Raw genomic sequence first — 19,414 nt, 5'->3', positions numbered from 1 at the left:
GGGCGACTGACTGCGAGGCACCGCTCAGGGGTGTTCTCAGTACGCGGGCAGGGTCCGCGGGCCGAGGTCGTCGCGGGCGGGCGGGGGTGCCAGGCGTACGGACGCGCCGAGGACGCTCAGGCCGTGCGGGGCGACGACGACAGGTTCCAGGGTCACCGCGACGACCTCGGGGTGATCGTCGACGAGGCGGGACACCCTCAGCAGCAGCTCCTCCAGGGCCGCCGTGTCGACCGGCGCCGAGCCTCTCCAGCCGAACAGGAGCGGTGCCGTCCGGATGGAGCGGACCAGGGAGGTCGCCTCACGGTCGGTGACCGGAATCAGCCGGTGCGCGACGTCCCCGAGCAGCTGCGAGGCGGCCCCGGCGAGCCCGAAGGAGAGCACGGCTCCGGCCGCGGGGTCGATGACGGCCCGTACGACGGTGTCCACGCCGCGTGGCGCCATCCGCTGGACGACCGGGCGCAGCTCCTCGGGCGTCCCGAACAGCTCGGCCAACTCGGCGTACGCCCGCCGCAGTTGCTCCTCGTCCGCGAGGTCGAGCCGTACGCCGCCCAGGTCGGCGCGGTGCCGGAGGTGCGGGGCGGTGGCCTTGAGGGCGACGGGGTAGCCGAGGGTGCGGGCGGCCCCGGCGGCCTCGTCGGGGGTGGGTGCGGGCAGGGCCCGGTGCACCTGGACGCCGTAGGTGCCGAGGAGTTCGCAGGTCTCTTCGGTGCCGAGGGTCAGGCCCTGTCCGCGCGCGAGGAGGCCGTCGATGAGTTCGGCGGCGCCCTTCTCGTCGATGGCCGCGTCGATGTACTCGGGCACCTTGCCGGGCTCGGCGGCGTCGCGTCGCCATTGGGCGTACTTCACGGCTTCGCCGAGGGCGCGGACGGCACGCTCCGCGGCGGGGTAGGCGGGGATGAGGCGGGAGCAGTTGCGGGGTGCCTCTTCGGGGGCCTTGGCGGCGAGGCGGTCCAGGGCGCGGAAGGGGTGGGAGGCGCTCGGCGTGACGGCCTGCGGTGCCGTGCTGGCCGCGGCGGACAGGGCCTCCGCGAGTCCGCCCAGCTCGACGTGGACCACCAGCACCGGCTTGCCCGGCACCCGCTCGGCCGCCGACCTGAGCGCCTCGGCGAGCGCCGCGTCCCCGGCGGAGCCCTCCCCCACGGCGGGTATCGCGGTCACGACCACCGCGTCGCAGGTGTCGTCCGCCAGCGCGCGCGACAGGGCGGTGTGGAAGTCCGCGGGCGAGGCGGCCGTCGTCAGGTCCAGCGGGGTCAGCGGGCTGAGCCCCTCGGAGAGGCAGGCGTCGTAGGTCAGCAGGCCCAGGGACTCGGAGTTGCCGAGGATCGCCACGCGCGGGCCGCCCGGGAGGGGCTGCCGGGCGAGCAGCAGGCCGGTGTCGACGAGCTCGGTGATCGTGTCCACGCGGATCACACCGGCCTGCGCGAGCAGGGCGGACACCGTCGAGTGCGGCAGCCGGGTGGCCCGGACGGCGTGCCCCTGGGGGGCGGCGCCGGCGCTCTGGACGACGACCAGCGGCTTGGCGGCCGCGGTGCGGCGGGCGAGGCGGGTGAACTTGCGCGGGTTGCCGATGGACTCCAGGTACATGAGGACGACGTCGGTGTCCGGGTCGTCGTACCAGTACTGCAGGACATCGTTGCCGGACACGTCCGCGCGGTTGCCGGAGGAGACGAAGGTGGACACGCCCGTGGTCCCCGTGACGCCGCCGCCGCGCCGGTGCAGGCGGGACAGCAGGGCGATGCCGATGGCGCCGGACTGGGCGAAGAGGCCGATGCGGCCGGGGCGGGGCTTCTCGTTGGCCAGGGACGCGTTCAGCCGCACGTCCGGGTTGGTGTTGATGATGCCGAAGGCGTTGGGCCCGATGATCCGCATGCCGTACGCGCGCGCGTGCCGTACGAGTTCGCGCTGCCGTTCGCGTCCCTCGGGGCCGCTCTCGGCGTACCCGGCGGAGATCACCACGAGTCCCTGTACGCCGTGCTCGCCGCACTCGGTGACGACCTGGGGGACGTGTTCGGCGGGCACGGCGACGACCGCGAGGTCGACGGGCCCCTCGATGTCGCGCACCGAGCGGTAGGCGGGGACCCCGTCGAGCTCCTTGTCGGGGAAGGCCTTGTTCACGGCGTACAGCCGGCCCGTGAAGCCGGCGTCGCGGATGTTGTCGAAGATGCCGCGGCCCACGCCGCCACGGGTGCGGCCGACGCCGATCACGGCGACCGAGCCGGGCGTCAGCAGCCGCTGCACCGACCTCGCCTCGGCGCGCTGCTCGCGCGCGTACTGCACGGCCAGGGAGCGGTCGGTGGGTTCGAGGTCGAACTCCAGGCGGACGACGCCGTCCTCGAAGCTGCGCTTCTGGGTGTACCCGGCGTCCCTGAACACCTTGATCATCTTGTTGTTGGCGGGCAGCACCTCGGCGGCGAAGCGGCGGATGCCGCGCTCGCGGGCGACGGCCCCGATGTGTTCGAGGAGGGCGGAGGCGACGCCCCGGCCCTGGTGGGCGTCCTGCACGAGGAAGGCGACCTCGGCCTCGTCGGCCGGTGCGGACGCGGGCATTCCGTCGGTGCCGATGCGGTCGTAGCGTACGGTGGCGATGAACTCACCGCCGACCGTGGCGGCGAGTCCCACCCGGTCCACAAAGTCGTGGTGCGTGAAGCGGTGGACGTCCTTGGCGGACAGGCGAGGGTAGGGCGCGAAGAAGCGGTAGTACTTCGACTCGTCCGACACCTGCTCGTAGAAGCTGACCAGGCGCTCGGCGTCATCGACGGTGATGGGGCGGATGCGCGCGGTGCCGCCGTCGCGCAGCACCACGTCGGCCTCCCAGTGCGCGGGGTACTCGTGCCGGTCCGGCGAGGTCTGCATGGGCCCCAGATTACGGCTCGCGTACGACAACGGCGCGAGGCAGTCTGTGGAGAACGCAAGAGGATCGCAAGGACGGAAGCCGGACCGAGGCCGCGGTCCGGCGACTCACCCCGGACGGGAGCAGCTCCGCTCCGGAGAAGCTTCACGTTGTGGGAAACTGGTCTAGACAACCCTGAACACCGAAGGGCAGCATCACATGGCTGAGCGCCGCGTCAACGTCGGCTGGGCCGAGGGTCTCCACGCCCGCCCCGCTTCCATCTTCGTCCGGGCCACCACGGCCTCCGGTATCCCCGTGACGATCGCCAAGGCCGACGGCAACCCCGTCAACGCGGCCTCCATGCTGGCGGTTCTGGGCCTCGGCGCCCAGGGCGGCGAGGAGATCGTCCTCGCCTCCGACGCCGAGGGCGCGGACGCCGCCCTCGACCGGCTGGCGAAGCTGGTCTCCGAGGGTCTCGAGGAGCTTCCCGAGACCGTCTGATTTACCGGGGCCGACTGATTCACGGCACCACAGAAGGGCTCGTCCGAATTTATCGGGCGAGCCCTTTGCATTTCCCGTTCACAGGCAGCGGAAATAGTCCCCCGCGAATTACTGCCTCTTTGTATACGGCTCTTGTGTTAATGCCGCAGGCTCGGCATGTTTACGGGATGTTGCGAGTTCCTCACACGCTCCGGCCGATCTCCCGCGCCGTTGAATCGGAGCCGGTGCGCGGCGGTCGAGCGCTCGGTGTGCAGAGCGGTGACCGCCCGCGCGCGCTCCCCGTCGCCGCGCGCCACGGCGTCGACGATGGCGCCGTGCTCCGCCCAGGACTCGACGGGGCTGACCGGGGCGTCCACGGCGTACATCCAGGAGATCTTGTGCCGCAGCTGGGTCAGCATCGAGGTCAGCGCGGGGCTGCCGGAGGCCTGGGCGAGCGTCTCGTGGAACCAGCCGCCCAGGGACCGCAGGTCATCGCTGTTGCCCCGCCTGGCCCGCTCCTGACCCAGCCTCACCAGACCGCGCAGGACCTTCAGGTGCGCCTCGGTGCGCCGCTGGGCGGCCCGGGAGGCGCCCAGGGGCTCCAGGAGCATCCGCATCTCCAGCAGGTCGGCGGCCTCCTGCTCGGTCGGTTCGGCCACGCACGCGCCCGCGTGGCGCCGCGTCACCACGAAGCCCTCGGCCTCCAGGGTGCGCAGCGCCTCCCGGACGGGAACACGGGAGACCCCGTAGCGACGGGCGAGGAGTTCCTCGGTGAGGCGGCTGCCGCGCTCGTAGACACCGGCGACGATGTCGTCCCTGATCGCGGTGCATACCGAGTGCGCCGGAATACGCATGACCGACCTCCGCCTTAATCCCCGTGAAACGTCGATGATTGACGTGTGTTCAGTGACTCTATTGCAAAGAGCGGGAATTTCCGATGGCGGGCCGGAATCCATGGATATTTTTTGGACAACAGGGCGACAGAAACGGCAAAACCCCGGCTCGGTGAGCCGGGGTTTCAGAAGATCTCGCGGTCCGTCGTCAGACGTTCACGCCATGCGAACGCAGGTAGGAGACCGGGTCGATGTCCGAGCCGTACTCCGCGGTCGTGCGGGCCTCGAAGTGCAGGTGCGGCCCGGTGACGTTGCCGGTCGCGCCGGAGAGGCCGATCTGCTGGCCCGGGGTGACCGTCTGGCCCACCGAGACACCGATGGACGACAGGTGCCCGTACTGGGTGTACGTGCCGTCGTTCATCTTGATCACGACGTTGTTGCCGTACGACCCGCCCCAGCCGGCCTCGACGACCGTGCCGGAGCCGACCGCGTGGACGGAGGTGCCGGTGGCGGCGTGGAAGTCGACGCCGGTGTGGCTGCCGGAGGACCAGACGCCGCCGCCGGCCTTGTAGCCGGTGGAGATGTACGAGCCGGATATCGGGGCGACATAGCTGTTGAGGCGCTTGCGCTCGGCGGCGGCGCGGGCGACGCGCTCCTTGGCCTCGCGCTCCTTCTCGGCCTTGGCGGCGGCCTTCTTGAGCGCCGCCTCCTCGGCCTTCTGGCGGGCCTTCTGCTCGGCGGCCTCGATGGCCGCCTGCTGCTGGGCCTCGGCCTGGGCGTCGATCTGGGCGGCGACCGAGTCGCCGATGGTGACGACCGGGGTGAGGCCGGTCTGCTCGGCCGCGGGCTCCGCTGCGAGGGCCGGGGCAGCGAGGGTGCCGATGACGCCGGTGGTGGTGAGGGCCGCGACCCCCGCCACGTGGGCGGTGGTGCGCTTCATCCTGCTGGGACGACGGTGCTTCCCGGTGGCGCGCGTGAACGCCATGTGGTGGCTGGTCCTTTCCTTCCTTCTCGCCTACCGGGTTAGCTGACGGGTTCGGAGCAGGAAGGTCTCCTACGGACCCCCTCGCTGCGCGCGCGGGCGTCCGATTCACCCCAGGGACTACATGAATGTGGGTCCCCGGCTCCCCTGGCTCGCGCCGTACGGGGACTCGGCGATGGCTGTCCGGTGCCGCGGGCGCGGCGCACTGCCTGACGAACAGCCCGGATGACGCTAAGCGGGACGACTTTCAATCCCCAAACGGATCAGGGGTTTTGTAGCGCATGCCACAGGGCAGACAGGCAACCTCTCCCCTAATTCGGACATTAAGGGGCCCTGGTGACGCGTCAGTCACCAGGGCCCCTTCACGCGCGTGCCGCTACTCCGCGGACACGACGCTCACTTCACCGATCCCGAGGGCCTCCACGGGCGCCTTGATGGCCGACGCGTCGCCGACCAGGATCGTCACCAGCCGGTCCACCGGGAAGGCGTTGACGGCCGCCGCGGTGGCCTCCACGGTGCCGGTCGCGGCGAGCTGCCGGTACAGCGTGGCCTGGTAGTCGTCGGGCAGGTGCTGCTCGACCTGGTCGGCCAGCGTGCTCGCGACGGCCGCCGCGGTCTCGTACTTCAGCGGGGCCACGCCGACGAGGTTCTGCACGGCGACGTCCCGCTCGGCGTCGGTCAGCCCCTCCGCGGCGAGGGTGCGCAGCACCGTCCACAGGTCCTCCAGGGCCGGACCGGTGTTCGGGGTGTCGACGGAGCCGCTGATGGCGAGCATCGCGGCGCCCGTCCCGTCGGGGGCGGACCTGAGGACCTGCCCGAACGAGCGCACGCCGTAGGTGTAGCCCTTCTCCTCACGCAGGACGCGGTCCAGGCGGGAGGTGAGGGTGCCGCCGAGGCAGTACGTGCCGAGCACCTGCGCGGCCCACACCCGGTCGTGCCGGTCGGCGCCGATCCGGCCGATCAGCAGCTGCGTCTGGACGGCACCGGGGCGGTCCACGATGACGACACGGCCCGTGTCGTCGGCGGTGATCGGCGGCACCGGACGCGGCTCGGCCTGGGAACCGGTCCACGAGCCGAGGGTGTCGGAGAGCAGCGCGTCCAGGTCGATGCCGGTGAGGTCACCGACGACCACGACGGTGCCGGTGGCCGGGCGGACGTGCTTCTCGTAGAAGGCGCGTACGGCCGCGGAGTCGATGTTCCGGACGGTCTCCTCGGTGCCCTGGCGCGGGCGGGACATGCGCAGGTCCACCGGGAACAGGGTCCTGGAGAGCTCCTTGGCGGCCCGGCGGGAGGGGTTGGCCAGCTCGTGCGGGATCTCGTCGAGGCGGTTGGTGACGAGGCGCTCGACCTCGCTGTCCGCGAACGCGGGCGCCCTGAGGGCGTCGGCCAGCAGACCGAGCGCCTTGGGCAGACGCGACGCCGGGACCTCCAGGCTCAGCCGTACGCCGGGGTGGTCGGCGTGGGCGTCGAGCGTGGCGCCGGCCCGCTCCAGCTCGGCGGCGAACTCCTCGGCGGTGTGCTTGTCGGTGCCCTCCGAGAAGGCCCGCGCCATGATCGTGGCGACGCCGTCCAGGCCGGCCGGCTCGGCGTCCAGCGGGGCGTCGAGAAGGACCTCGACGGCGACGACCTGCTGGCCGGGGCGGTGGCAGCGCAGGACCGTCAGGCCGTTGTCGAGCGTGCCGCGCTCGGGGGCCGGGAAGGCCCACGGCCGCGCCTCGCCCGCCTGCGGCCGGGGGTGGAACTCCATCGTGGCGAGCTCGGTCACTTGGCCGCCTCCTCGTTCTTGTCGCCGGCCTCGACGGTGGCCTCGGCCTCGGGGTCCTCCGGGGGATCCGCGTCCTCGGCGGTCTCCGCGGAGACGGGCTCGTAGACGAGCACCGCGCGGTTGTCGGGACGCAGGCAGGCCTTGGCGACCGCCTGCACTTCCTTGGCGCTCACTTCGAGCACCCGGTTGACGGCGGTGAGGGCGAGCTGCGGGTCGCCGAACAGCACGGCGTAGCGGCACAGTTCGTCGGCGCGGCCCGCGACGGTGCCGAGCCGGTCCAGCCACTCGCGCTCCAACTGGGCCTGGGCGCGCTCCATTTCCTCGGCCGTGGGGCCCTCCGCGGCGAACCGGGCGAGCTCCTCGTCGATCGCCGTCTCGATGACCGGCACCTCGACGTCACCGGACGTCTTCACGTCCAGCCACCCCAGGGAGGGCGCCCCGGCGAGCCGCAGCAAGCCGAAGCCGGCGGCGACGGCCGTACGGTCGCGGCGTACCAGCCGGTTGTAGAGGCGGGAGGACTCGCCGCCGCCGAGGACGGTGAGCGCCAGGTCAGCCGCGTCGGCCTCGCGCGTGCCGTCGTGCGGCAGCCGGTAGGCCGCCATCAACGCGCGCGCGGGGACCTCCTCCTCGACGACCTCGCGCAGCTGCTCGCCGATGATCTCCGGCAGCGAGCCGTCGCGCGGGGCGGGCTTGCCGTCGTGGGACGCGATCGAGCCGAAGTACTTCTCGATCCAGGCGAGCGTCTGCTCGGGGTCGATGTCGCCGACCACGGACAGCACCGCGTTGTTGGGCGCGTAGTACGTCCGGAAGAACGCGCGCGCGTCCTCCAGCGTGGCCGCGTCCAGGTCGGCCATCGAACCGATCGGCGTGTGGTGGTACGGGTGGCCCTCGGGATAGGCGAGGGCGGTCAGCTTCTCGAACGCCGTGCCGTAGGGCACGTTGTCGTAGCGCTGCCGGCGCTCGTTCTTGACGACGTCCCGCTGGTTCTCCATCGACTCGTCGTCGAGGGCGGCGAGCAGCGAGCCCATGCGGTCGGCCTCCAGCCAGAGGGCGAGCTCCAGCTGGTGGGTGGGCATGGTCTCGAAGTAGTTGGTGCGCTCGAAACTGGTGGTGCCGTTGAGCGAGCCGCCCGCGCCCTGGACGAGCTCGAAGTGGCCGTTGCCCTTGACCTGTCCGGAGCCCTGGAACATCAGGTGCTCGAAGAGGTGAGCCAGGCCGGTACGGCCCTTGACCTCGTGACGCGAGCCGACGTCGTACCAGAGGCACACCGCCGCGACCGGGGTCAGGTGGTCCTCGGAGAGCACCACGCGCAGCCCGTTGGCCAGGCGGTGCTCCGTTGCTGTCAGGCCTCCGGTGCCTGCCTGGTCTGTGGCCGTGTGACCCATGGGCATGTACGTCCCTTCGATCGCGGTGCGGTTGATCTGAACCGCGTTTTTCTGCCGGTCCTGCCACTGTATGCAAGCGTGCGGAGCGCCGGTGAAGTTCCCGGTGGTCGTACGCCGACAGCGAGATCCCGTAGCCTGCGGGCGGGGGCCGCGCGCCGTACGGGTGAACACACGGCGGGACGGCTGACGCCGGGTCGTCGTCCGCGTTGTCAGTGCCACGGTCCACAATGGTCCGCGTCAGATCCCGTTCACGCTTCAGCAAGAGTGAGCCGAAGGGGCGCGACCCGAAGGCGAGCGACCAGAAAAGAGGAGCCGGCAGCGATGGCCCGCCGTAGCACGAAGACCCCGCCGCCCGACGACTCGTTCGAGGAGAAGATCCTCGACATCGACGTCGTCGACGAGATGCAGGGCTCCTTCCTCGAGTACGCGTACTCGGTCATCTACTCCCGCGCCCTGCCGGACGCCCGCGACGGCCTCAAGCCGGTGCACCGCCGCATCGTCTACCAGATGAACGAGATGGGCCTGCGCCCCGACCGCGGCTATGTGAAGTGCGCCCGTGTCGTCGGCGAGGTCATGGGCAAGCTGCACCCGCACGGCGACGCGTCGATCTACGACGCCCTGGTGCGCATGGCCCAGCCCTTCTCCATGCGGGTGCCGCTGGTCGACGGCCACGGCAACTTCGGTTCGCTGGGCAACGACGACCCGCCGGCCGCCATGCGGTACACCGAGTGCCGCCAGGCCGAGGCGACGAGCCTGATGACCGAGTCGATCGACGAGGACACGGTCGACTTCGCCCCCAACTACGACGGCCAGGAGCAGGAGCCGGTGGCGCTGCCCGCCGCGTTCCCGAACCTGCTGGTGAACGGCGCGTCGGGCATCGCGGTCGGCATGGCCACCAACATGCCCCCGCACAACCTCTCCGAGGTCATCGCGGCCGCCCGCCATCTGATCCGCCATCCCAACGCGGATCTCGAGACCCTGATGAAGTACGTTCCGGGCCCCGACCTGCCCACCGGCGGCCGGATCGTGGGTCTGGCCGGTATCCGGGACGCCTACGAGACGGGCCGCGGCACCTTCAAGATCCGCGCCACGGTGTCGGTGGACACCGTCACGGCCCGCCGCAAGGGTCTGGTCATCACCGAGCTTCCCTTCGCGGTGGGCCCGGAGAAGGTCATCGCCAAGATCAAGGACCTGGTCGGCTCGAAGAAGATCCAGGGCATCGCCGACGTCAAGGACCTCACCGACCGCGCGCACGGCCTGCGTCTGGTCATCGAGATCAAGAACGGCTTCGTGCCGGAGGCGGTCCTGGAGCAGCTGTACAAGCTGACGCCGATGGAGGAGTCCTTCGGCATCAACAACGTCGCGCTGGTCGACGGCCAGCCGCTGACGCTGGGCCTCAAGGAGCTCCTGGAGGTCTACCTCGACCACCGCTTCGAGGTCGTGCGCCGGCGCAGCGAGTTCCGCCGCACCAAGCGCCGCGACCGTCTGCACCTGGTGGAGGGCCTGCTCACGGCGCTCGTCGACATCGACGAGGTCATCCGCCTCATCCGCTCCAGCGACAACTCCGCGCAGGCCAAGCAGCGCCTGATGGAGCGCTTCTCGCTGAGCGAGATCCAGACGCAGTACATCCTGGACACGCCGCTGCGCCGTCTCACCAAGTTCGACCGCATCGAGCTGGAGTCCGAGAAGGACCGGCTCAACGCGGAGATCGAGGAGCTGACCCGGATCCTCGACTCGGACACCGAGCTGCGCAAGCTGGTCTCCACCGAACTGGCCGCGGTGGCCAAGAAGTTCGGCACCGACCGGCGTACGGTCCTGCTGGAGGCTGGCGCGGTCGCCCCCGCGGCCGGTGTTCCGCTGCAGGTGGCGGACGACCCGTGCCGGGTGCTGCTGTCCTCGACGGGTCTGCTGGCCCGTACGGCGAACGGTGAGCCCTTCCCGGAGGACGCGGACAGCCGGCGCGTGAAGCACGACGTGATCGTCTCGGCGGTCCCGGCGACCGCGCGCGGCGAGGTGGGGGCGGTGACGTCGAGCGGCCGGTTGCTGCGGATCAGCGTCATCGACCTGCCGCAACTGCCCGACACGGCGTCGGCGCCGAACCTCGCCGGAGGGGCTCCGCTGACGGAGTTCGTCTCCCTGGTGGACGGCGAGACGCTGGTCTGCCTGATGACCCTCGACGAGTCGTCGCCGGGTCTGGCGCTCGGCACCGAGCAGGGTGTCGTCAAGCGTGTGGTGCCCGACTATCCGTCCAACAAGGACGAGTTGGAGGTCATCACGCTGAAGGACGGTGACCGGATCGTCGGCGCGGTCGAGCTGCGCACCGGTGAGGAGGACCTGGTCTTCATCACGGACGACGCGCAGTTGCTGCGCTACCAGGCCTCGCAGGTCCGCCCGCAGGGTCGGCCCGCGGGAGGCATGACGGGCGTCAAGCTCACGGACGGCGCGAAGGTCATCTCCTTCACCGCGGTGGACCCGGCGGTGGACGCGGTCGTGTTCACGGTCGCGGGCTCGCGCGGCACGCTGGACGACTCCGTCCAGACGACGGCGAAGCTGACCCCGTTCGACCAGTATCCGCGCAAGGGCCGCGCCACCGGCGGTGTCCGCTGCCAGCGGTTCCTGAAGGGCGAGGACTGCCTGTCCCTGGCCTGGGCGGGTCCGGTACCGGCCCGCGCCGCGCAGAAGAACGGCACACCGGCGGACCTGCCGGAGATCGACCCGCGCCGCGACGGTTCGGGTGTGTCCCTGGCGAAGACGGTGTCGGTGGTGGCGGGACCGGTCTAGAACGCGGGGTCCTGAAGGTCCGCTTCGGGATCCTGTACGTAGCGCAGGACGCCCCACATTCCGTGCTCGTCGGCGGTGTGCGGGGCGTCGCTCGCGCACTCCCCCAGTTCCTTGCCGAGTCCGGGCACGTCGATGCCGGAGCCGATGAGAACCAGCTGGCTGAGGCGCTCGGCGTCCGCCGGCCAGGGTTCCGGGTAGAAGCGCAGGAACCGCCCGACGGCATGGACGGCGTAACGGTTCCGGGTGTCGTACGCGCCGAAGTCGACGTACCCCTTGATCCGGTACAGCCCCTCGGGGCGGCTGTCGAGGAACCGCATCAGCCGGCGCGGGTCGAGCGGCGTCCCGGAGGCGAAGGAGAGGCTCTCGTACGCGGCGTGCAGATGGCCGTCGTGCGGGTCGTCCTCGTGGTGGTGCAGGTCGTCGAAGGAGAGCTGCCCGATCCGCTCCTCGCCGGGCCGGCAGTCGAAGAGGAACTCGGGGTCGATGCGGCCGTAGGCGGCGGGCACCACGGCGGCACGGTCGACGAGGGACCGTACGAGTCCGAGGACGCGCTCGCCGTCGACCGCCCGGTCGAGCTTGTTGACCACGACGAGGTCGGCGAGGGCGAGATGCCGGTCGATCTCGGGGTGCTTGGCGCGGGTGTCGTCGAACTCGGCGGCGTCGACGACTTCGACGAGTCCGCCGTAGACGATCCCCGGATGCTCGCTCGCGAGCACCATGCGCACGAGTTCCTGGGGTTCGGCGAGTCCGCTGGCCTCGATGACGATCACGTCGATGCCGGTGTCCGGACGGGCCAGCCGTGCGAGGTACTCGTCCAGCTCGCCGACGTCGACGGCGCAGCACAGGCAGCCGTTGCCGAGGGAGACGGTGGAGTCGCCGAGAGCGCCCGCGACGGCCATGGCGTCGATCTCGATGGCCCCGAAGTCGTTGACGATCGCACCGATACGGCTGCCTCCGCTGCGGTGCAGGAGATGGTTGAGGAGGGTGGTCTTGCCGGAACCGAGGAATCCGGCGAGTACGACGACCGGGATCTGCCGAAGGGTGTGACTCGGCTGACTCAACGTGCGACCTCTCTGACACCGACGCGTGCACCGGATCGTGGGCCCGGCGCACGTACGAGGATTGAATGCCGGACCAGGATACGAGCCGGAAGAATCACCGCGAAGTGAACGATTGTTAGCAGCACTTGCGGGGCAGACGTTGGGCAAGGCGCCGGTTCGTGCGACCCTCGCTTCCTTCCGTGCGCCGCCTCTCCGCCTCCCCGCCGATCAGAGCCGCTCGGCATTCTGGGAGACGGCAAGCGCCGCCCATCGCTCGCCGGTCCCCTTCCGTCGACCCGCACCCCGACGACCGGCGGACGGCCGCCTGATTCGGGGGTTGACATGGCCACACTTAGGCACTTCGCGGGGAGGATGAGCGCCGCCACGCTCGCGCTCCTGGCCGCCACGGTGACGATGGCAGCACGCCAACGGCGTCTCGACGCGACCCGGCTGGACGAGCGGCGACTGGAGCTCCAAGCGCTGGCGGTTCGGCGCAAGGGGTACGCGCATCAGCAGCGCATGCACTGGGAGCTGCTGTCCAGGGCGATCGACGACCCCACCCTCTTCGCGGTGATCGACACGTACGACAAGAGCATCCCGGCGGCGAAGCGTCGCCAGTTCCTCTACGCCAACGCGTGGTACGCCTACCTGTTCCATCTGTTCCGGGCCGAGGTCCTGGACCAGGAGGAGCTGTACATAGCCATGCGCGAGTTGCTGCAGAATCCGCTGTTCCGTGAGTACTGGGACGCATCGAAGGCCCAGCGGGCGAACCTGAAGCAGTCGTCCGACGAGGCACGCGTCGGGCGCATGATCGACGGTCTCGTACGGGACCTGGACGAGGCGGACACCGACGAGTGGTGGGTGGTGGGCAACCCTCCGTCCGAGTGATCCCCGCCCGCCCCGCCGCATCATCCCGCTCAGGCGCCCCGCCAACACGAGCCTGCGACTTTGGCCGCATGAACGCGCAGCGCTCATCAACCCCAGTACGGTTCTGCCAGCACTGTGCCCCACACAGCGAAGGACCGATACCCCTTGAAAATCGTGCGCCGCATCGGTGTGCCTCCAAGCGCCCGAGGCTCCAACACGGGCGCCAGCTGCCCGGACGTGTTCGAGCTGAGCGACGGCAACTTCGCCGTCATCGGAACCGAAGCCACCGAGGCGCTTGAGCGTGAACTCCCCGCCGATGCCTCCCGTGCCGACTACGAACGCATCGTCATCGTGAGCCGGGAGACCCTGATCCGCGCCAAAGCGGACATCCCCGACGCCTGAACCACGGGCGCGCGTCCGCACCGGACTCGTCACGTGAAAGAGCCCCGCCCGGCCGCACCTCACCAAGAAGCGTCCCGGGCGCCCACCGGCGAGCAGCCCGTCACCCCGTCCCTGCTCGATCTCCCTCGATGAGGCCTGGCGCCAGAACGGCACCAGGCCACACGCGTGTCATGCCACGAAGGCCCTGCGGTCGATCAGGCGGGGTCCTCGTCCAGCTTCGCCACCACCCGGTCGGAGATGTCGGCCAGCGTCCGCAGCTCCGCCGGGGTGACATGGTCCAGGAACAGCTCCCGCACCGCCTCGACGTGCATCGGAGCCGCCGCCGCGATCGCCGCCCGCCCGGCGTCCGTGATCACCACGAACGCTCCTCGCGCGTCCTCGGGGCACTCCTCGCGGATCACGAGCCCTCGCCCGGCCATCCGCGCGATGTGGTGGGACATCCTGCTCTTCTCCCACTCAAGCGCCCGGGACAGATCCTGGTAGCGCTGCCGGCCTTCCGGCACATCCGTCAGGTTGACCAGTACGGCGAAGTCCGCGGCCGAGAGTTTCGACTCGCTCTGGAGCATGCGTGACAGACGGCCCACCAGCCGCTCGTGCAGCCGGACAAAGCTCCGCCAGGCGTGCTGCTCCTCCGCCGTCAACCACCGCACCTCGTCATCCATACAAGCGAGTGTAGAGGAGTTGACAAGTCATCCAGCTGACGAAGGGCGACCCACCGAACACCAGCACGAGCACGTGCACGGCGTCCGAGACCTCGTGGTCAGGACGCGTATCGCGGTGTCCACTGTGTCGCCGAGATCGCCTCGCGCAGCTCGGCCTCCGTGGCCTGGGGGGCCACCCCGTCCTCCACCGCGGCCTCGGCCACGGCCAGAGCGATCTCGCGGGCCGCCTCCCGCATGCCCGCCAGCGGTGGCAGCAGCGGGGTGGCCTCGTCCGTGCCGGCTCGTGCCGCGCACTCCCCCACGGCCCGCGCCGCGGCCACCATCATGCGGTCGGTCACCCGGGAGGCCCGGCAGGCGGCCACGGCCAGGCCGACGGCGGGGAAGACGTAGACGTTGTTGGCCTGAGCGACCGGCACCTCCCGCCCGTCCACCTTCAGCGGCGGGAAGGGCGAACCGGCGGCGATCAGGGCCCTGCCGTCGGTCCAGCGGGCGAGGTCGGCGGGCTCGGCCTCGGCGTTCGAGGTCGGGTTGGACAGCGGCAGGATCACCGGCCGGTCACAGGCGTCGGCCATGGTCCGCACGATCTCCTCGGTGAACGCGCCGTGCGCGGTGGACAGCCCGATCAGCACCGTCGGCTTCACCTCGTCCACGACCTGAGCCAGATCGCTCCCACCCCACTGTCGTACCTCCGCGTCGTCGCGCGCGTAGACCCGCTGCTCGGGAGTGAGGTCGGTGCGGGAGCTCACCAGCAGGCCGTCGATGTCGACGAACCAGAAGCGGTCGGCCGCCTGCTGCTCGGAGAGGCCTTCCTCGACGAGCGCGGTGCGGATCATGTCGGCGACCCCGATCGCCGCCGATCCCGCGCCGAGGACCACGACGCGGTGGTCGGTCAGCCGCGTCCCGGCGACCTTCGTGGCGGTGGTCAGCGCGCCGAGTGCCACGGCCGCGGTGCCCTGGATGTCGTCGTTGAAGGTCAGCAGCCGGTCCTGGTAGCGGCCGAGGATCGGGCGGGCGTGCGCGGTCGCGAAGTCCTCCCATTGGAGGAGGGTGCCGGGGAGTTCGGCTTCCACGGCGGAGACGAACGCCTCGATCATCTCGTCGTAGGCGTCCCCGGTGACGCGATGCTGCCTGCGGCCGAGATAGTGCTCGCCGGTCAGCAGCTGCTCGTTGTCGGTGCCGGCGTCGAGCAGGATCGGCAGGGTGCGCGCGGGGTGGATGCCGCCGATGGCGGTGTAGAGGCTGAGCTTGCCGATCGGGATGCCCATGCCGCCCACCCCCTGGTCGCCCAGGCCCAGGATGCGCTGGCCGTCGGTGACGACGATGACGTCGACATCGGGGTTGGGCCGGTTGCGGAGGATCTCCCGGAAGCGGTGGCGGTCCTCGTAGGACAGGAACAGGCCGCGCGGCCTGCGGTAGATCTGGCTGAAGCGCCGGCACGCCTCGCCGACCGTCGGGGTGTAGACGACCGGCAGCATCTCCTCCAGGTGGCGGGTGAGCAGGTCGTAGAAGAGCACCTCGTTGGTGTCCTGGAGCTGGCGCAGGTAGATGTGCCGGTTGAGCGGCTTGTCGTACGCGAGGAACGCCTTGTGCGCCCGGTCCGCCTGTTCCTCGAGGCTCTCCGTCGCGGGCGGCAGCAGCCCGTCCAGGCCGAGTTCGGCGCGTTCTTGCGGGCTGAAGGCGGTGCCCTTGTTGAGCAGCGGGTCGGCGAGCAGGGCCGCCCCGCGGGCGGAAGCCGGGTTGGTCGACGTCATGACGCTTCCTCACAGGTCCACGGTGGGCGGGCTTCAGGGGCGGGGGATGTTGCGCAGGTTGGCGCGCGCCAGGTCCAGCATCTTGCCGACCCCTCCGTCGAGCACGGTCCGACCTGCCGCGAACGCGAAACCCTTCACCTGACCGGCCGAGATGTGGGGCGGGATCGACAGCGCGTTGGGGTCGGTCACCAGGTCGACCAGGAAGGGGCCGTCGTGGGCGAAGGCCTGCTTGAGGCCGGCGGTGACGTCCTCGGGCCGTTCGACGCGGATCGCCTCGATGCCGGCGCCGCGGGCGATCGCCGCGAAGTCCACCGGCTCGTGGTCGGTCTCGTAGTCGGGCAGTCCGTCGACCAGCATCTCCAACTTCACCATCCCGAGGGAGGAGTTGTTGAACACGATCGTCTTCACCGGCAGGTCGTGCAACTTCGCGGTGAGCAGTTCGCCCATCAGCATGCCGAGTCCGCCGTCGCCCGACATCGAGATCACCTGGCGGCCGCGGTCGGCGAACTGTGCGCCGATGGCGTGCGGCAGCGCGTTGGCCATGGTGCCGTGCAGGAAGGAACCGATCACCCGGCGCCGCCCGTTGGGGGTCAGATAGCGGGCCGCCCAGACGTTGGACATGCCGGTGTCGACGGTGAACACGGCGTCGTCGGCGGCGAGTTCGTCCAGGACGGAGGCCGCGTACTCGGGGTGGATCGGGAGGTGCCGCTCGACGTCGCGCGTATAGGCGCCGACCACCGTCTCCAGGGACTTGGCGTGCTTGCGCAGACTGCGGTCCAGATAGGAACGGTCCCGCTCCGCTTCCACCAGCGGCAGCACCGCGCGCAGTGTCTCCCGTACGTCGCCGTGGACACCGAGCTCCAGCACCGTACGGCGGCCCAGGCGCCCCGCGTCGTGATCGATCTGTACGGTCCGCGCCTGCGGCAGGAAGTCGTTGTACGGGAAGTCCGTACCCAGCAGGACGACCAGGTCGGCCTCGTGCATCGCGTCGAAGCACGCCCCGTAGCCCAGCAGTCCGCTCATGCCGACGTCATAGGGGTTGTCGAACTGGATCCACTCCTTGCCGCGCAGCGTGTGCCCGACGGGGGCGGCGGCCTTCTCGGCGAGTGCCATGACCTCGGCGTGCGCGTCCCGGACTCCGGCGCCGGCGAACAGCATCACCTTCCGCGCCGCGTTCAGCTTCTCGGCCAGGGCCCGCACCTGCGTGTCCGGCGGGATCACCCGGCCGCGTTCGGCGACCAGGTCACTGCTCCCGGTCGGTTGGGTCGCCTGGGCGTGGGTGACATCGCCCGGGACGACGAGCACCGAGACCGCGCTGTGCCCGAGGGCGCGCTGCAGGGCGATTCGCAGGACGCGGGGCATCTGCTCGGGGGTGCTGATCATCTCGCAGTAGTCGCTGCAGTCGGTGAACACGCGCTCGGGGTGCGTCTCCTGGAAGAAGCCGGTGCCGATCTGGTGCGAGGGGATGTGCGAGGCGATCGCCAGCACGGGCGCGCCGGAGCGGTGCGCGTCGTACAGGCCCTGGATCAGATGAGTGTTGCCGGGGCCGCAGCTTCCCGCGCACACCGCGAGCTTGCCGGTCAGCTGTGCCTCCGCCGACGCGGCGAACGCGGCGGCCTCCTCGTTGCGTACGTGCACCCACTCGATGCCGTCGGTGCGCCGCACCGCGTCGACCACGGGGTTCAGACTGTCGCCCACCACTCCGTAGATCCGCTCCACGCCCGCCTGGCGCAGGATGTCCACCATCTGCTGGGCTACGGTCACGTTTCGCATCGCCGGGCTTCTCCTCGTGAGCTGTACGCCGTGTCGTCCGGCGCCTACCCATTCCGATTTTGTTGACCCTTCTATCGCTTCACCACCATTTAGTTGACACATCAATTAGAGCGGACCACCCTTGACACGTCAACCGTTGGCGCCGCGCAGCCACCCCTGACGCACAACACCTACTCACGAAGGAATCCAGCCATGTCTGATCTCGCCTTCGGACACCGAGGAGCTGCGCGCGATGCTCGACCGCTTCCCCGAGTCGGAGCGCGGACGGGCCGTCGCCGCCGCACGGGCCGCCCTCGCGGAACCGGCGCCTGAGCCGTCGTAGGCATCGGAACGCCTCAGCCGCATCGGCTTCACCTCCGCTTGATTGATGTGTCATCCATGCCCCATCGACTCTGATGACACATCAACCTCGGCAGGGGTCGGCCAACGACGACCGGTCAGTCCAGGTGAGCCTCCAGCCACCGCAGGATCTCGGGAGTCACCGGGTCGGCGATGTCGGCGAACTCGTCATGCCTCTTCAGGAACTTGGCCACGTACGGGCAGACCGGCACGATCCGCTTGCCGGAGGCGCGCGTGTCGGTGAGCGCCTGGCGCACCAGTTGCGCGGCCAGGCCTTGTCCGGCGTAGGCGTCGTCGACCTCCGTGTGGAAGAAGACGCGCTGCTCACCGTGGTCGCGGTACTCGGTCAGACCGGCACGCTTGCCGTCGACCACGATCTCGTACCGATGGTGTGCGTCCGCGCGCTCGACGACCGGGTCGGCAGAAGGCTGGCTCATGAGTGGACCTTTCCGAGGGAGGTCAGCGACGCGGAGGGTTGCGGCGCGGCCTGATCGTGGCGTTGGGCAGGGCGGGCGCGGGAAGGCGGCCACCGGGAAAGCTCTCGATGGTGCCGAAGCGTTCGGAGGAGGTCTCCCAGTCCTCGCGGGCCTTGGCGATGTCCTCGTGGGTGCGGCCGATGAAGTTCCACCACATGACGATCTCCTCCTCGAACGGGGTGCCGCCGAGCAGAATGGCCCGCGCCGGAGCGTCCGACTCGTTCGTCAGCGTCAACGCGTCGGCGCCCGGCGGGACATAGCCCAGCTCCGCCCGGTGCAGCAGGGTGTCGGCCACACGGACGTCCCCGCTGTCCACGAGAACACCGTGCTCGAACTCGGCGTCCACGGAGAGGGTGATCGTCATACCCGGTTCGAGGACGATCTCGGCGCCGAGCAGCGGCGTGAACGTCCGCACCGGTGAGACTTCACCCGCGAGCGAGCCGAGAAAGACCCTGATCTCGGCCCCTTGGATCCGCACCGGCTCGGGCGCGTGGTGCTGGAAGTCCCGGTCGGCGTTCCGGTGCTCCTCCGGCAGCGCCACCCACAGCTGCACGCCATGGACGACGGTCGTGCGCGGGGTGGAGACCTCCGAGTGGGCGATGCCGTATCCGCCGGTCATGAGGTTGATCTCGCCGGGGCGCACCACGGCGTGGGTGCCGAGCGTGTCGCGGTGCTCGACCTCCCCGCCGAACAGCCAGGTCACCGTCTGCAGCCCGGTGTGCGGGTGCGGCGGCAGCGCCATGCCACCGCTGTCGGCGACCTGGTCGGGGCCGTAATGGTCGGCGAAGCACCAGGCTCCGATCAGCGTCCGGTCCCGCTGCGGCAGCGTCCGCCGCACCGTCATCGACCGGGGTCCCCCCAGGGGCACGTCCCGCGCGGAGAGCACGTCGACCCGGGGCGCCCCGGCCGGCCGTACGTCGTCGACCGGCGCCCCGCATCTCATCACTGCCGACTCGGCTTCCACGTTGCTCACCGAGATCACCTCCCAGGGATCTAGTTGCTACATCAACTACCATGCCATGATCGCACAACCGTCGCCCGACATCCC

At 70.4% G+C, this 19,414-nt stretch carries 15 protein-coding genes and 1 riboswitch; of the genes, 4 read left to right on the top strand and 11 right to left on the bottom strand.

Features of this window, described 5'->3' with window-relative positions; genetic code table 11:
* Positions 1-36: 36 nt before the first annotated feature.
* Positions 37-2,853, bottom strand: coding sequence for a bifunctional acetate--CoA ligase family protein/GNAT family N-acetyltransferase (locus OG381_RS33940; protein WP_327719803.1), 2,817 nt, complete (start codon positions 2,851-2,853; stop codon positions 37-39).
* A gap of 196 nt (positions 2,854-3,049) precedes the next feature.
* Between OG381_RS33940 and OG381_RS33935 the strand changes: the two genes are divergently transcribed.
* Entirely contained in the window at positions 3,050-3,331 is a 282-nt protein-coding gene (locus tag OG381_RS33935) for an HPr family phosphocarrier protein (protein ID WP_059198592.1), read from the top strand.
* Between the two features lie 137 nt (positions 3,332-3,468).
* Here the strand turns inward: OG381_RS33935 and OG381_RS33930 are convergent, their stop codons facing one another.
* The 4 genes from OG381_RS33930 to OG381_RS33915 all read right to left on the bottom strand — a co-directional run bounded on the left by OG381_RS33930 (position 3,469) and on the right by OG381_RS33915 (position 8,281).
* On the bottom strand, positions 3,469-4,164 hold the full coding sequence (locus OG381_RS33930) for a GntR family transcriptional regulator (RefSeq protein ID WP_327719802.1): 696 nt from the start codon (positions 4,162-4,164) through the stop codon (positions 3,469-3,471).
* A 187-nt stretch (positions 4,165-4,351) separates the two neighbouring features.
* Positions 4,352-5,128: a M23 family metallopeptidase gene (locus tag OG381_RS33925; RefSeq protein WP_327719801.1), complete on the bottom strand. Its 777-nt coding sequence runs from the start codon at positions 5,126-5,128 to the stop codon at positions 4,352-4,354.
* 13 nt (positions 5,129-5,141) lie between these two features.
* A riboswitch (cyclic di-AMP (ydaO/yuaA leader) is annotated at positions 5,142-5,310 on the bottom strand.
* 191 nt (positions 5,311-5,501) lie between these two features.
* Positions 5,502-6,890, bottom strand: coding sequence for a M16 family metallopeptidase (locus OG381_RS33920; protein ID WP_327719800.1), 1,389 nt, complete (start codon positions 6,888-6,890; stop codon positions 5,502-5,504).
* Positions 6,887-8,281, bottom strand: a complete 1,395-nt coding sequence (locus OG381_RS33915) for a M16 family metallopeptidase (protein WP_327719799.1) — start codon at positions 8,279-8,281, stop codon at positions 6,887-6,889. The genes OG381_RS33920 and OG381_RS33915 overlap by 4 nt, the downstream gene beginning before the upstream one ends.
* 315 nt (positions 8,282-8,596) lie before the next feature.
* Here OG381_RS33915 and OG381_RS33910 point away from each other — a divergent pair, with 315 nt between their 5' ends.
* On the top strand, positions 8,597-11,056 hold the full coding sequence (locus tag OG381_RS33910; protein ID WP_327719798.1) for a DNA gyrase/topoisomerase IV subunit A: 2,460 nt from the start codon (positions 8,597-8,599) through the stop codon (positions 11,054-11,056).
* Here OG381_RS33910 and OG381_RS33905 read toward each other — a convergent pair.
* Complete coding sequence (locus OG381_RS33905) at positions 11,053-12,117, bottom strand: CobW family GTP-binding protein (RefSeq protein WP_327719797.1); 1,065 nt, start codon at positions 12,115-12,117, stop codon at positions 11,053-11,055. The two genes, OG381_RS33910 and OG381_RS33905, sit on opposite strands and share 4 nt — an antisense overlap.
* Positions 12,118-12,468: 351 nt before the next feature.
* On the opposite strand from OG381_RS33905, the gene OG381_RS33900 reads away from it, so the two are divergent.
* Entirely contained in the window at positions 12,469-12,984 is a 516-nt protein-coding gene (locus OG381_RS33900) for a DUF6082 family protein (protein ID WP_327719796.1), read from the top strand.
* Between the two features lie 144 nt (positions 12,985-13,128).
* Positions 13,129-13,365, top strand: a complete 237-nt coding sequence (locus tag OG381_RS33895) for a hypothetical protein (RefSeq protein ID WP_307024969.1) — start codon at positions 13,129-13,131, stop codon at positions 13,363-13,365.
* A 194-nt stretch (positions 13,366-13,559) separates the two neighbouring features.
* On the opposite strand, the gene OG381_RS33890 is transcribed toward OG381_RS33895, so the two are convergent.
* From OG381_RS33890 to OG381_RS33870, 5 genes are all read right to left on the bottom strand, one after another.
* Positions 13,560-14,027: a MarR family winged helix-turn-helix transcriptional regulator gene (locus tag OG381_RS33890; RefSeq protein ID WP_307024972.1), complete on the bottom strand. Its 468-nt coding sequence runs from the start codon at positions 14,025-14,027 to the stop codon at positions 13,560-13,562.
* Positions 14,028-14,125: 98 nt separating this feature from the next.
* Positions 14,126-15,778: an NAD-dependent malic enzyme gene (locus OG381_RS33885; protein WP_327719795.1), complete on the bottom strand. Its 1,653-nt coding sequence runs from the start codon at positions 15,776-15,778 to the stop codon at positions 14,126-14,128.
* A gap of 33 nt (positions 15,779-15,811) precedes the next feature.
* The gene (locus OG381_RS33880) at positions 15,812-17,551 is read right to left on the bottom strand and encodes a pyruvate dehydrogenase (protein ID WP_327719794.1); all 1,740 of its coding nucleotides are present in this window, start codon (positions 17,549-17,551) and stop codon (positions 15,812-15,814) included.
* Positions 17,552-17,988: 437 nt separating this feature from the next.
* Positions 17,989-18,327 carry a GNAT family N-acetyltransferase gene (locus OG381_RS33875; RefSeq protein WP_327719793.1) on the bottom strand — a complete coding sequence of 113 codons (339 nt, stop codon included), beginning with the start codon at positions 18,325-18,327 and terminating at the stop codon, positions 17,989-17,991.
* Positions 18,328-18,349: 22 nt separating this feature from the next.
* Positions 18,350-19,339, bottom strand: a complete 990-nt coding sequence (locus tag OG381_RS33870; protein ID WP_327719792.1) for a pirin family protein — start codon at positions 19,337-19,339, stop codon at positions 18,350-18,352.
* Positions 19,340-19,414: the final 75 nt, after the last annotated feature.

Origin of the sequence: Streptomyces sp. NBC_00490 (genome assembly GCF_036013645.1) — a bacterium.
Lineage (GTDB): Bacteria > Actinomycetota > Actinomycetes > Streptomycetales > Streptomycetaceae > Streptomyces > Streptomyces canus_F.
This window is presented reverse-complemented; position numbering and strand designations above follow the sequence as displayed.

Excerpts from the sequence above, each read along its gene's own strand:
- OG381_RS33940 (WP_327719803.1), bottom strand. The coding sequence starts at position 2,853 with ATGCAGACCTCGCCGGACCGGCACGAGTACCCCGCGCACTGGGAGGCC.
- OG381_RS33935 (WP_059198592.1), top strand. The coding sequence starts at position 3,050 with ATGGCTGAGCGCCGCGTCAACGTCGGCTGGGCCGAGGGTCTCCACGCC.
- OG381_RS33930 (WP_327719802.1), bottom strand. The coding sequence starts at position 4,164 with ATGCGTATTCCGGCGCACTCGGTATGCACCGCGATCAGGGACGACATC.
- OG381_RS33925 (WP_327719801.1), bottom strand. The coding sequence starts at position 5,128 with ATGGCGTTCACGCGCGCCACCGGGAAGCACCGTCGTCCCAGCAGGATG.
- OG381_RS33915 (WP_327719799.1), bottom strand. The coding sequence starts at position 8,281 with ATGCCCATGGGTCACACGGCCACAGACCAGGCAGGCACCGGAGGCCTG.
- OG381_RS33910 (WP_327719798.1), top strand. The coding sequence starts at position 8,597 with ATGGCCCGCCGTAGCACGAAGACCCCGCCGCCCGACGACTCGTTCGAG.
- OG381_RS33900 (WP_327719796.1), top strand. The coding sequence starts at position 12,469 with ATGAGCGCCGCCACGCTCGCGCTCCTGGCCGCCACGGTGACGATGGCA.
- OG381_RS33890 (WP_307024972.1), bottom strand. The coding sequence starts at position 14,027 with ATGGATGACGAGGTGCGGTGGTTGACGGCGGAGGAGCAGCACGCCTGG.
- OG381_RS33885 (WP_327719795.1), bottom strand. The coding sequence starts at position 15,778 with ATGACGTCGACCAACCCGGCTTCCGCCCGCGGGGCGGCCCTGCTCGCC.
- OG381_RS33880 (WP_327719794.1), bottom strand. The coding sequence starts at position 17,551 with ATGCGAAACGTGACCGTAGCCCAGCAGATGGTGGACATCCTGCGCCAG.
- OG381_RS33875 (WP_327719793.1), bottom strand. The coding sequence starts at position 18,327 with ATGAGCCAGCCTTCTGCCGACCCGGTCGTCGAGCGCGCGGACGCACAC.